We start from the raw sequence: 13,363 nt of genomic DNA on the forward strand, positions 1-13,363 counted from the left end.
AAAATTGCGTGTTATGCCCCACAAAGGTATGAAAAACGCCCGACTTTCTTTTTGTTGCCTAGTTTGTGGCAGCAAAGCTAGTAGATAGAGCTTGTATATATGAATGTTAGTCTTTCCTCAAACTCAGCGACCAACAAAACGTCATCATTGTTGGACACCGGTTCTGCATCTCCAAAGGTAGAAGAAACCGGCGACTCAAAAGGTTTCTTTGAGTCTTTTAAAGAAGCGCTTGGCTTTGAAGAAAGTGACAGCAAAACAACAAAAGATGCTGACAGCGCCTCCAAATCTGACGGTAAGCAAGCCTCTACTTCGGGTGATGACAGTGCATCGGTTAAATCGAGTTCAGCTGAAGCTTCTTCTGAAGTGACTAAAGGCGATGGTAGCGAACCTAAGAGCATAGACGCTGCAAGTGAAGCTCAAACTAAGCAAGCTTCTGCAAAGTTGGAGGCTGAAAAAGTGTCTAATGAAAAAGCAGTCACTGAAAAAATTGCTGCTGAACAAACGTCTGAATTAGAACCGACACTGCAAGGTACAAGCCCATCGAATCCAACCGATGACAATACACTCACCGATAAGTCACTAGCCAAAGGGGAACAACCTCAAGGTGCATCTCAAGCTAATGCTGCGATGAATGAGGGTAATAAGTTACTTGGTCAGTTGGATGAGGCAAAGAAAACACTTAATCAAACACCGAACGGCAAGGGCTTGCCTCAGCAAACTCAGTTAGACCAAGCTCAAGGTCATATCGCGGGCGCTTCTGTTGCAGGAGCTTCCGCTACAGGCGAAGTGGGCAAGGCGGTACAACAAGCCAATGTCGCAAATCAAGATAGTGGCTTGGACGTCGATTCTGAAATCGCAGTGCTTACCGGTGGTAAAGGCGTTTCTCAACTGACAGATGATGAAATCCGTCAATTGATGGATAAAGGCGTTACTCCCGAACAAATCGAAGCGAGTATGAGCCGAGAACTGAGCCAAAAAAATGTGGCTAGTGATGTTGCGGCTGTTCAAGGTCAAGCAATCTCGCCAGCAGATATTGAGCTCGCAAAGCAGGTTGATGCTCATACCAAAGCGTTGAACCAATTGAATGCGCAAATCGACTCAGAACAGTCAATCGTCGATGGTCTGCTTCAAAAGCAACAAAGCGGCGCTAAGTTGTCGGTTGATGAGCAAACCGCTCTGGCTAAAGCGACGTCTAACCTTGAAGTATTGAACCAGCAACTCATGGATGTTCAACAGCAAGCAAACGCTCTGTTAAGCCAAGCTCCGGACTTGAACGGTGTATCAGGTAAACCAGCAGCAATTGACTGGGATAATACGGATTCGGCTGAAGCGAAAGCGCTAGCTGCAGTGGCATCGACAGCGGCTGTCGCGACGGCAGCCCAACAAGCGACGTCACAGATGTCATCTCAAGCTGCAACTAATGCTGTTGCGGACAAGGCAACAATGTTACATGCCAATAATGCGCACGCGGCGCAACAGGCTGCCGCTCAACAGTTGGCAGCTCAGCAGGGTAATGCAGCTTCTACACAACAAGCAGCCTTGGATCCGAGTTTAACGGCGCAAAGCCTAGCAATGAATGCACCAGTAGCAGCGACTAAAGCGGGTTTAACGGATATGTTGCTCAAAGCTGGCGCTGGCACGGCCGCATTGTCCGGTCTTGGAAAGACTGGTGCTAAAGAAGACTCCAAAGATTCGACATTAGCTCAGCAGATAGCGTCTGCCGCTGGTGTTCAGGGTACTGCAACGACAGGTTCGGCTCCTACTCGAGCTGAAATTCAAGCGGCTCAACAGGCTCCTTTGCTGCTCACTAAAGAGCTAGCCAACGAGCAAGTGGCAGAAAAAGTACAGATGATGATGTCTAAGAACCTTAAGAACTTGGACATCCGTCTCGACCCGCCAGAATTGGGTCAAATGAAAATTCGCATGACCATGAATAATGACGTGGCGAACGTGCACTTTACGGTGAGCAATCAACAAGCCAGAGATGTGATTGAGCAGACTTTGCCACGCTTGAGAGAGATGCTTGCTCAACAAGGTATGCAACTGGCCGATTCGTCTGTCCAACAACAGAATTCTGGGCAGAGCCAAGATAGCTATAACAATGGTGAACAACAATCAGGCTCTAACCGCACAAATGATGGGCAAGGTGATGAAAACCTTGATAACGGCAGCAATCTTGAATTGAATGTCGCATCAAAGCGTGATGGAATTAGTTATTATGCCTAGTATCAGGTTTAGATCCGTTAGTCTGTGGAAATAACAGGAAGTTAGAGAAGAATATGTTTGCAGAACAAGCCCCAGGTCAAAAGAAAAGTAAGCTACTTATAATCATAATTGCTGTCGTTGTTTTACTGCTTGCTATCGGTGCTGCTGTGTTCTTTTTCATGGGCTCTAGTGACGATGCCTCTGAATCGAAATCTCAGTCTGCTACCGCTGTAGTCGCGGTTGAACCTGTGATGTATGTTAATATTCCACAACCTTTTTTGTTCAATGTCACCGGTGACAAAAAAGATCGTCTGGTACAGATCAAAGCGCAGCTTATGGTACGAGGTAGCAAGAATGAAGACCTTGCTCGATACCACTCTCCACTCGTTGAAAGTACATTATTGGCGACATTTGCCTCTGCAACGGTAGACCAATTGCGCTCACCAATAGGGCGAGTAGAACTTCGTGACAAGGCAACAGAAGATATTAAAGCAAGTCTGGCTCAAGCAGTGGGTCAGCCTGTTATTGAAAAAGTGTTATTCACTGACTTCGTAATTCAATAGGTAATTTGTGACCGATTTATTAAGCCAAGACGAAATTGATGCGCTATTACATGGTGTCGACGATGTTGAAGAAGTTGAAGATGTCTTAGAGTCCGAAAACGAGAATGCGGTTAATTTCGACTTCTCATCTCAAGACCGAATCGTTCGTGGTCGAATGCCGACCCTTGAACTTATTAATGAGCGTTTCGCGCGTCATATGCGGATCAGCTTGTTTAATATGTTGCGAAAAACGGCTGAAGTGTCGATCAATGGCGTACAAATGATGAAATTTGGTGAGTACCAAAACACATTGTATGTGCCGACCAGTTTAAACATGGTGCGCTTCCGACCGCTAAAAGGCACGGCGCTAATCACCATGGAAGCTCGTCTTGTTTTCATTTTGGTAGAGAACTTCTTTGGTGGCGATGGACGCTTCCACGCCAAGATTGAAGGTCGTGAATTTACGCCAACTGAAAGACGAATCATCCAGCTACTGCTTAAAATTGTATTTGAAGACTACAAAGAAGCTTGGTCTCCCGTGATGGGCGTTGAGTTTGAATACTTGGATTCAGAAGTGAACCCGAGTATGGCGAATATCGTCAGCCCAACAGAAGTGATTGTTGTGAGTTCGTTCCATATTGAGGTTGATGGCGGCGGCGGTGATTTCCACGTGGTTATGCCTTATTCCATGGTAGAACCGATTCGTGAATTGCTTGATGCGGGTGTGCAATCAGACAAGATGGAAACCGACGTTCGTTGGAGTTCGGCACTGCGTGATGAAATCATGGATGTACCGGTTAACTTCCGTGTTAATTTACTCGAGCAAGATATCTCGCTGCGTGATTTGATGGAACTTCGTCCTGGGGATGTTATCCCGATGAATATGCCAGAGCATGCGACGATGTTTGTTGAAGAACTACCAACCTATCGTGTGAAAATGGGCCGCTCAGGTGAAAAGCTGGCCGTACAGATTTCTGAAAAAATTCAAAGACCGCACGTGGTTAAAACCGATCTCGCTTTCCTAGGTAAAGACTTGATGTCTGAACTAGAAAATAGCGATGATAACGATTAGCAAAATATAAATGTATAGGAATTGGTAATGGAACCTAGTGAAGATCAAAAGCTAGCAGACGAATGGGCTGCAGCACTTGGTGAAGACCCTTCAGCACCGTCAATTGATGTTGATGATGTTCTCGCGGCACCACTGGATGAGTTAACGGATTCGTCATCGCCGATTTCTGAAGATGAGCGTCGTAAGCTGGATACCATCATGGATATCCCAGTGACCATTTCAATGGAAGTGGGCCGCTCTCAGATCAGTATCCGTAACTTACTTCAATTGAACCAAGGTTCGGTTGTTGAGCTAGACAGAATTGCTGGTGAATCATTAGATGTGATGGTAAACGGCACTTTGATCGCTCACGGCGAAGTGGTTGTCGTGAATGACAAGTTTGGTATTCGTTTGACTGACGTGATTAGCCAAACAGAACGTATTAAGAAGCTACGTTAATGAGCCTTTCGTCTCCAAGACTAGTGGGTTTGTATCGCGGAGTCTTAGGCATCGGCCTATTGTCTATGCCTTCCATTGCCTTTGCTGCAACGCCGCCTTCTCTTGATTTAGCGACCACCTTTGGGTCGCTAATTTTCGTTATAGCCTTCATCTTGTTTATCGCTTGGCTGCTTAAGAGAATGCAAGTGCCAACAATGTCCAACCAACAAGGCTTGTCCATTGTGAGACAGATAGCGGTTGGGACAAAAGAACGTATTGCTATCGTTCAAGCGGGTGAGGATCAGTATTTAGTGGGTATCACTACACAATCAATTCAGCTGATCTCTAAGCTTGATAAACCACTTACTCAGGAGATGCTGGAAAAAAGCACATTCTCAAGTCAGCTTTCCCAGCTAATAAAAAAAGATGCAAACAAGTAACGGACTTTTGAACTCATCTTACTTTTGCCAAAGCGGAGCTTTTCGAATGGTGAAAGTGTGGTTGGTTCCGCTCATTCTCCTATGCTCCCTAGTATTCAGCGTGTCGGTATTTGCACAAGCTGAAGATGGCACCGTGATTCCAGCGAATACAGCTGGCTCAGAGTCAGTCACTATTAGTACGATGGAGCAAGATCAAGCCAAATCGACAACCATGACCACAGGTAGTCTTACAGGTAATGGTGGCGGTATTCCGGCCTTTACTATGACCACTAATGCCAATGGTGGCGAAGACTACTCGATCAATCTACAAATTTTAGCCTTAATGACCATGCTTGGCTTCTTGCCGGCGATGGTGATTTTGATGACGTCGTTCACCCGTATTGTGGTGGTGATGTCTATCTTGCGTCAGGCGATGGGTTTGCAACAAACACCTTCAAACCAAGTCATCATTGGTATCGCAATATTTTTGACCTTCTTCATCATGTCTCCGGTGATCAATCAGGTCAATGAGCAAGCCGTTCAGCCTTATCTGAATGAACAGATATCGGCACGACAGGCATTCGATGTCGCCCAAGGTCCGATTAAGTCGTTTATGCTCAAACAGACTCGAATCAAAGATCTGGAAACCTTTGTTGAGATCTCGGGTGCGGAAGTGACCAACCCTGAAGATGTTTCAATGGCGGTTTTAATCCCTGCGTTTATCACGTCAGAGTTGAAAACGGCATTCCAAATCGGCTTTATGCTGTTCTTGCCGTTCCTAATTATTGATTTAGTCGTTGCCTCGGTGTTGATGGCCATGGGTATGATGATGTTGTCACCAATGATTGTATCTTTGCCGTTCAAGCTAATGCTGTTTGTCCTTGTTGATGGTTGGAACTTGATACTCTCCACACTCGCCGGCAGTTTTGCCTTGTAGCTGGGGGAATAATGAATCCTGAAATATTCGTAGAATTGTTCCGAGATGCACTTTGGATGGTACTGATAATGGTGTGCGCCATTATTATTCCTAGTCTGCTGATTGGTTTGGTGGTGGCGGTATTCCAAGCTGCAACCTCAATCAATGAACAAACCCTCAGCTTCTTGCCTCGTTTGATCGTAACTTTGTTGGCGTTAATGTTGTTTGCTCACTGGATGACGCAGATGATGATGGAGTTCTTTTTTGAACTTATTGAACGCTTACCACAAGTGTTGTATTAAACTGCAATGGAATACCCAACAAGCTTAGTACTCGAGTGGTTAGCCAATTACTTTTGGCCATACACTCGCATCTCAGCCATGCTGATGGTGATGACGGTAACTGGTGCGCGCTTTGTGTCGCCACGAATTCGTCTGTATCTGGGCTTAGCGATTACACTTGCCGTTATGCCAGCGATTCCTGCCGTCCCTAAAGATATTGAACTGTTGTCGTTTCAAGGCTTCCTCACGGTTTTTGAGCAGATCGTGATTGGTGTTGCGATGGGGTTCGTCACTCAGTTTTTGATTCAAACCTTTGTTATGCTCGGTCAGATTCTGGGTATGCAATCGAGTTTGGGCTTCGCCTCAATGGTTGACCCAGCAAACGGTCAGAATACGCCAGTACTTGGTCAGCTGTTTATGTTGCTCGCGACCATGTTCTTTCTGGCGACAGACGGTCACTTGAAAATGCTGCAGCTGGTGGTGTTTAGCTTTACAACATTACCTATAGGTAGTGGTTCTTTAACCGCGGTCGATTTCAGAGAGCTCGCCTTGTGGTTGGGCATCATGTTCAAAACAGCGCTGGCGATGTCATTATCTGGCATTATTGCGCTGCTCACGATTAACCTCTCTTTTGGTGTAATGACACGTGCTGCACCTCAGTTAAATATATTCTCTTTGGGTTTTGCGTTTGCGCTACTCGTGGGTCTGTTACTTTGTTGGTACATCCTTGGCGGCTTATTCAGTCACTATGAACTATTCTGGATGCTCGGCGAACAACAGATATGTCGTCTCATCAGATTGGATTGCTAGGAGACTGAAATGGCAGAGTCAGACGGTCAAGAACGCACAGAAGACGCCACGCCCAAACGCTTGCAACAGGCCAAAGAAAAAGGGCAGGTTGCAAGGTCAAAAGAGTTAGCGTCAGCGTCGGTACTGATTGTAGGCGCGATTTCTTTAATGTGGTTTGGCGAATCGATGGCGAAAGCTTTGTTCGAAGCCATGCAACGTCTGTTTTCGCTCAGTCGTGACGAAATCTTTGATACCAATAAGCTGCTGGAAATCGCTGGTGGCGCCTTGGTCAACTTGCTGTTTCCACTGTTCTTGATTCTCATCACTTTGTTCGTGGCTGCTGTGATTGGCGCTGCGGGTGTCGGTGGTGTCAACTTCTCGATGCAAGCTGCAATGCCTAAAGCGTCTAAGCTCAATCCTTTAAGCGGTATTAAGCGTATGTTTGGCCTACAAAGTTGGGTTGAATTGCTGAAATCTATTTTGAAGGTCGCTCTGGTGTCGGGTATGGCTATCTATCTTATCCAAGCCTCTCAACATGACTTAATGCAATTGAGCATGGATGTGTATCCGCAGAATATCTTCCACGCTTTGGACATATTGCTTAACTTTATTCTGCTTATTAGTTGCTCTTTGTTGATTGTGGTGGCGATTGATATCCCATTTCAGATTTGGCAACACGCCGATCAACTTAAAATGACCAAGCAAGAAGTTAAAGATGAGTTTAAAGACACTGAAGGTAAGCCTGAAGTGAAAGGGCGTATTCGTATGTTGCAGAGGGAAGCGGCTCAGCGACGTATGATGGCCGATGTTCCTCAGGCCGATGTGATTGTCACCAACCCGGAACACTTCTCAGTCGCTCTACGCTATAAACAGAATCAAGATAAAGCACCGATAGTCGTTGCCAAAGGTGTCGATCATATGGCGATGAAGATCCGTGAAATTGCACGTGCAAACGACATCTATATTATTCCAGCGCCTCCGTTAGCTAGGGCGCTATATCACACTACCGAGCTAGAACAGCAAATTCCTGACGGTCTGTTTACGGCCGTTGCTCAAGTTCTTGCATATGTGTTCCAGCTGAAACAGTACAGAAAAAGAGGAGGGGAGAGGCCGAAATTGCAAGATTCTAATATGCCGATCCCACCTGATTTACGTCATTAGATCAATTGCTTGAGCTCAGCCCAATGAAGCTGGATAATGGTGGCGTATCCGAGCGTCTTTATTTGTAAGCTGTGACGATAAATTGACGTTGAGATATTGGTACAGTGCTTGCTATATCAATGCCGAACCTTATAAGTCCGATCATGATAAACCTGATCATCATAAACCTTATTGCTATAAATTTTGGCAATATAGCTTAGCCCTGAGCCTCGAGTTGCTTAGTGGAAGAGCTACAACATAGCGATACTACCCAGATTTATGAAATTTACCCTCCCTTTTGCGGACAAGCTACCTAAAATTCCTAACCGTGCCATGCCTGCGATTGGCGCGCCTGTTATGGTACTTGCCACGCTCGCTATGGTGGTGCTACCAATTCCAGCTTTCTTGTTGGATATGTTCTTCACCTTCAACATTGCATTGTCTATGGTTGTGCTTTTGGTTTCGGTTTATACCCGCAGGCCTTTGGACTTCGCTGCATTCCCAACGGTACTTCTGATTGCAACGCTACTTCGACTGGCCTTGAACGTTGCTTCGACACGTGTGGTACTGCTCCACGGTCATGAAGGGGGCGATGCGGCCGGTAACGTGATTGAAGCTTTCGGTAACGTGGTTATTGGTGGTAACTATGCGGTTGGTTTAGTGGTGTTCTTGATTCTGATGATCATCAACTTCATGGTTGTAACCAAAGGTGCAGGTCGTATCTCGGAAGTAAGTGCACGTTTCACGTTGGATGCCTTACCCGGTAAACAAATGGCAATCGATGCCGATTTAAACGCAGGTTTGATCGACCAAGATCAGGCTCGTACCAGACGTTTTGAAGTCACCAAAGAAGCCGATTTCTACGGTTCGATGGATGGTGCGTCTAAGTTTGTGAAAGGCGATGCAATCGCCGGTATTTTGATCCTGTTCATCAACATCATTGGTGGCTTGAGTATCGGTATGGCTCAGTTCGATCTTGGTTTTGGCGAAGCAATCGAAATCTATACGCTGCTGACTATCGGTGATGGTCTGGTTGCGCAAATCCCATCGCTGCTACTTTCTATTGCTGCTGCGATGATGGTAACGCGTCAAAACACCGATGAAGACATGGGCGAGCAACTTGTCTTCCAAATGTTCGACAACCCTAAAGCCCTAATGATCACTGCCGCTATCCTTGGCATTATGGGTATTGTTCCTGGCATGCCGCATTTCTCATTCTTGAGCCTTGCCATCGTTGCGGGTGCAGGTGCGTATTACATCGATAAAAAGAACAAGAAGAAGGCTGAACAACCCAACCTTCCCGCCACGGTTGAAGCGAACGGAGAAACGGGTTCCCAGAAAGAGCTCTCTTGGGATGACGTTCAACCTGTCGATATTATTGGTTTGGAGGTCGGGTATCGTTTGATCCCGCTCGTGGATAGAGATCAAGGTGGCGAACTGCTAGAGCGTGTGAAAGGGGTTCGTAAGAAGCTGTCTCAAGATTTCGGTTTCCTGATTCCGGCGGTACACATTCGAGATAACCTAGAACTCACGCCAAACAGCTACCGTATCACTCTGATGGGTGTTGCCGTTGGCGAGGCTGAGATTAAGCCTGATATGGAACTGGCGATTAACCCGGGTCAAGTCTATGGGATGATCGATGGTGAGCCGACGATTGATCCCGCATTTGGCCTTGAAGCGGTATGGATTAGAGAAGAGCAGCGTGAACACGCCCAAGCTTTAGGCTACACGGTTGTGGATTCATCGACCGTACTGGCAACGCACCTCAGCCAATTGCTAACCAACAATGCATCACAGCTTATTGGTCATGAAGAAGTACAAAACTTACTCGAGATGCTGAGTCGCTCGACACCTAAGTTGGTGGAAGGCTTTGTACCGGATCAGCTGCCGCTTGGTGTGGTCGTAAAAGTGCTGCAAAACCTACTCAATGAAGCCATTCCAATTCGAGATATCCGCACTATAGTCCAAACTTTGTCGGAGTATTCAAGTAAGAGTCAAGAACCTGACATACTTACTGCTGCGGTTCGTATCTCCTTGAAACGATTAATTGTTCAAGAAATCAATGGTATAGAGCCTGAATTGCCAGTGATTACCTTGATTCCTGAGCTGGAACAAATCTTGCATCAAACCATGCAGGCATCCGGCGGAGAATCTGCTGGTATTGAACCTGGCTTAGCTGAACGTTTACAGACATCCCTCAGCCATGCAACGCAAGAGCAAGAACTGAAAGGTGAGCCAGCCGTGTTACTGACTTCTGGTGTATTACGTTCCACTCTCGCGAAGTTCGTGAAAAACACGATCCCAAGCTTAAGAGTTTTATCTTACCAAGAGATACCGGACGAAAAGCAGATACGCATTGTACAAGCTGTTGGTAATTAAGCCGCCTAATTAGAACGGACGATCGAATTGAAAATTAAACGATTTTTTGCAAAAGATATGCGAACCGCGCTGCTCCAAGTTAAAGAAGAACTTGGTTCAGAAGCGGTGATCATGTCTAACAAAAAGGTCGCAGGTGGCGTTGAAATTGTGGCCGCTATTGATGGCGAGTCTAGCCCGTCGACAGCCAGCCCAAAACTCAACAAGCCTCAGCAGCCTGCGCAAAGTCAATATACCCAAATGGCTGCACCAGCCGTTCCATCTGGGCGTCGTCAGTTAGATGATGACAAAGTCAGCCTGCAGTCGAATGCTGAAGGCGGACGTTCAATGACTAAGCGCTTCGCTAACATGCTCAAGCAATATAGCCATGGCGCAGACGACGAACCGCAGCACCGAGCTGAAAATGAAGACTCGTTATCCGCGTTGCTTAACCGCCAGTCTGGCAGTAATCAATCGTCTCTAGGTAACCATCAGTCTCGTGGCAGCAGCAACGTAGATTCGGCTTTTGCTCGTGAATCTGGTTTATCTAAATTGATTGCCGAAGATCGCAGAGTCGAGCGTCCAGCTCCTCGCTTAGACCCTACTCGCTACGATCGTGGCCGTGATCCTGGTCAGTCGAAAGGTTCAGACACCGAAATGGAAACGATGCGCGAAGAGATGACCTCAATTCGCCGTCTGTTAGAGCATCAAGTCTCTGGACTGATGTGGCAGGAAGTCGAACGTCGCGAACCTTTGAGAGCGATGCTTATCAAGCGCCTAGAACGTATGGGTGTTTCGGCAGAACTCGCCGATCAAATGGCCTGCTACATTCCAGAAGACACAAAACCAGCACGAGCATGGAAAGCCTTGCTTGCTCTGGTCGCTGATCAAATCTCAGTGACACAAAAAGATATTTTAAAACGCGGTGGTATTGTGGCCTTACTTGGCCCGACTGGCGTAGGTAAAACAACAACCGTTGCTAAGCTCGCAGCCCGTGCAGCAATGGAGTACGGCGCAGATAACGTCGCACTAGTGACAACAGACACATATCGCATAGGTGCACATGAGCAGTTATCGATTTATGGTCGAATTATGGGTTGTCCTGTAAGAGTTGCTAAAGATTCTAGTGAACTGGCCGATGTAATATATCAATTACGTAATCGTCGCCTGATTCTGGTTGATACTGCTGGTATGGGACAGCGAGATGTTCGTCTATCTGAGCAGTTAGACACATTGATGCAAGAGAGTGGTTCCGTTATCAATAGCTACCTTGTGTTGCCGGCAACCGCGCAACGTAAAGTGCTGCAAGAAACCATTGAACACTTTAGAAGAATCCCGTTGTCAGGATGTATCCTGACTAAGCTGGATGAATCGCTCAGTTTGGGTGAGTTCATCAGTGTGGTAATACAAAATGCATTACCAGTTGCTTACATAGCAAATGGTCAACGAGTTCCTGAGGATATCGTTATAGCTCAGCCAAAGTACATGATTGCTAAGGCGAATGAGTTATTAGAGAAATCTACAGAGAATGAACCTCATTACTGGAATAGCGATTCTGAAGGACTCTAGGCGGCGGATAAATATGAATGAAAATATGATACATGATCAAGCTAGCGGCCTCCGTCGCTTAACGAAGCCTTCAATCACTAAAGTTATCGCTGTAACTGGCGGTAAGGGTGGGGTAGGTAAATCTAATGTGACGTTAGGTATGGCTATTTGCATGGCTCGCCAAGGCAAAAAAGTCATGGTACTGGATGCCGATTTAGGATTGGCTAACGTCGACATAATGCTGGGTATTCGTTCTAAACGAAACCTAGGGCATGTTTTGGCGGGTGAGTGTGAACTTAAGGATGCGATTGTCGAAGGGCCGCATGGAATTAAGATAATTCCAGCGACATCGGGTACACAAAGCATGACTGAACTTTCACATGCTCAACATGCTGGTTTGATTCGAGCGTTCGGTTCTCTTGAAGACGAGATGGACATCTTGCTAGTCGATACGGCAGCGGGCATCTCGGACATGGTGATTAGCTTTTCGAGAGCAGCGCAAGATGTCGTGGTTGTGGTCTGTGATGAACCAACTTCGATCACTGATGCCTATGCCTTAATTAAGCTGTTGAGCCGAGAGCACCAAGTTCAGCGATTCAAAATTGTTGCAAATATGGTCAGAAGCTATCGCGAAGGCCGAGAATTATTTGCAAAGTTGACTTTGGTCACAGAGCGTTTCTTGAATGTGAGCCTCGAACTCGTAGCATGTATTCCTTTAGATGATAAAGTACGTCAATCAGTCAAGAGACAGAAAATCGTAGTAGATGCGTTCCCTCGCTCTCCTGCCGCATTGGCAATCAGTTCATTAGCAAATAAAGCATTGACGTGGCCAATACCAAAAACGCCAAGCGGACATTTGGAATTTTTTGTTGAAAGGCTGCTGAACCGTACTGAATTTGTAGAGGAACCATTTGGTGAATAAAGCGCTTACCTACGATCAGCATGCAAATCTCAATAGCCAGCAGGCATTTTTTGAGAAGTACTCTGTGTTGGTTAAACGTATCGCTCATCACTTGTTGGGGCGATTGCCGCCTAATGTATTGGTTGATGACTTAATTCAAGCTGGCATGATTGGCTTGATTGAAGCGCAACAAAACTATGATGGTACGAAAGGCGCAAGCTTTGAGACGTATGCTGGTATTCGAATTCGCGGGGCTATGTTGGATGACATTCGCCGTGGGGATTGGGTGCCAAGATCGGTTCACAAAAATAATCGAGAAATCAGCAGTGCGATTGCAGAATTGGAAAGTGTTCTGAATCGAGACCCAAGTGATGCCGAAGTAGCAAAACATATGGGGCTCAGTTTAGATCAGTACCACAGTGCATTGACCGATATTAACTGTTCAAGATTGGTCGGTATCGAAGATTTAGGCGTCTCAGATGATGTCATATCTCCGAATGAAGACTCTCAAGACAATACGCCTTTTCAAGGGGTTGCTGATGAGTCATTTCGCCAAGCTTTGATCGATTCGATAAAACAACTTCCGGAAAGGGAAGGCCTCGTGCTTTCACTTTATTACGACGAAGAACTCAATTTAAAAGAGATTGGGGAAGTGTTAGGTGTCAGCGAATCTCGTGTCAGCCAAATACTGAGCCAATCTATGCAGCGTCTACGCACTAAGTTAAGTGCTTGGACACAGAACGACTAACAACACTGGTTTTATTCAGTGGAGGCTAAT

At 46.2% G+C, this 13,363-nt stretch carries 12 protein-coding genes and 2 pseudogenes; all 14 read left to right on the forward strand.

The genetic code is table 11. From position 1 onward, the window contains the following. Positions 1-99: 99 nt before the first annotated feature. Positions 100-310, forward strand: a pseudogene (locus IHV80_RS25455) (flagellar hook-length control protein FliK); the annotation flags it as partial. Positions 311-591: 281 nt separating this feature from the next. Then, a pseudogene (locus IHV80_RS04270) lies at positions 592-2,226 on the forward strand (flagellar hook-length control protein FliK); the annotation flags it as partial. 53 nt (positions 2,227-2,279) lie between these two features. Beyond that, positions 2,280-2,768: a flagellar basal body-associated protein FliL gene (fliL, locus tag IHV80_RS04275; RefSeq protein ID WP_065104900.1), complete on the forward strand. Its 489-nt coding sequence runs from the start codon at positions 2,280-2,282 to the stop codon at positions 2,766-2,768. 7 nt (positions 2,769-2,775) lie between these two features. Next, positions 2,776-3,819, forward strand: a complete 1,044-nt coding sequence (gene fliM, locus IHV80_RS04280; RefSeq protein ID WP_017110130.1) for a flagellar motor switch protein FliM — start codon at positions 2,776-2,778, stop codon at positions 3,817-3,819. 27 nt (positions 3,820-3,846) lie between these two features. Next, a complete protein-coding gene (gene fliN, locus IHV80_RS04285; RefSeq protein WP_004739851.1) occupies positions 3,847-4,257 on the forward strand; it encodes a flagellar motor switch protein FliN in 411 nt (136 codons plus the stop codon). Further along, on the forward strand, positions 4,257-4,676 hold the full coding sequence (gene fliO / locus IHV80_RS04290; protein ID WP_192890164.1) for a flagellar biosynthetic protein FliO: 420 nt from the start codon (positions 4,257-4,259) through the stop codon (positions 4,674-4,676). Before fliN ends, fliO begins: the two co-directional genes overlap by 1 nt. Then, entirely contained in the window at positions 4,663-5,592 is a 930-nt protein-coding gene (fliP, locus tag IHV80_RS04295; RefSeq protein ID WP_192890165.1) for a flagellar type III secretion system pore protein FliP, read from the forward strand. The genes fliO and fliP overlap by 14 nt, the downstream gene beginning before the upstream one ends. An 11-nt stretch (positions 5,593-5,603) precedes the next feature. Then, a complete protein-coding gene (gene fliQ, locus IHV80_RS04300; RefSeq protein WP_029235191.1) occupies positions 5,604-5,873 on the forward strand; it encodes a flagellar biosynthesis protein FliQ in 270 nt (89 codons plus the stop codon). 6 nt (positions 5,874-5,879) lie between these two features. Beyond that, entirely contained in the window at positions 5,880-6,662 is a 783-nt protein-coding gene (gene fliR, locus IHV80_RS04305; protein ID WP_192890166.1) for a flagellar biosynthetic protein FliR, read from the forward strand. 9 nt (positions 6,663-6,671) lie between these two features. Further along, the gene (flhB, locus tag IHV80_RS04310) at positions 6,672-7,802 is read left to right on the forward strand and encodes a flagellar biosynthesis protein FlhB (RefSeq protein WP_017110125.1); all 1,131 of its coding nucleotides are present in this window, start codon (positions 6,672-6,674) and stop codon (positions 7,800-7,802) included. A 258-nt stretch (positions 7,803-8,060) separates the two neighbouring features. Continuing rightward, the gene (gene flhA / locus IHV80_RS04315) at positions 8,061-10,160 is read left to right on the forward strand and encodes a flagellar biosynthesis protein FlhA (RefSeq protein ID WP_065104897.1); all 2,100 of its coding nucleotides are present in this window, start codon (positions 8,061-8,063) and stop codon (positions 10,158-10,160) included. A 27-nt stretch (positions 10,161-10,187) separates the two neighbouring features. Further along, positions 10,188-11,705 carry a flagellar biosynthesis protein FlhF gene (gene flhF, locus IHV80_RS04320; RefSeq protein WP_192890167.1) on the forward strand — a complete coding sequence of 506 codons (1,518 nt, stop codon included), beginning with the start codon at positions 10,188-10,190 and terminating at the stop codon, positions 11,703-11,705. Between the two features lie 13 nt (positions 11,706-11,718). Next, positions 11,719-12,606 (forward strand): MinD/ParA family protein, encoded by an 888-nt coding sequence (locus IHV80_RS04325; protein WP_102436967.1) that lies wholly within the window; start codon positions 11,719-11,721, stop codon positions 12,604-12,606. Beyond that, a complete protein-coding gene (locus tag IHV80_RS04330) occupies positions 12,599-13,333 on the forward strand; it encodes an RNA polymerase sigma factor FliA (RefSeq protein WP_017104840.1) in 735 nt (244 codons plus the stop codon). Before IHV80_RS04325 ends, IHV80_RS04330 begins: the two co-directional genes overlap by 8 nt. The last annotated feature ends 30 nt before the right edge of the window (positions 13,334-13,363 follow it).

It is taken from the genome of Vibrio bathopelagicus, assembly GCF_014879975.1.
GTDB classification, from domain to species: Bacteria; Pseudomonadota; Gammaproteobacteria; order Enterobacterales; family Vibrionaceae; genus Vibrio; species Vibrio bathopelagicus.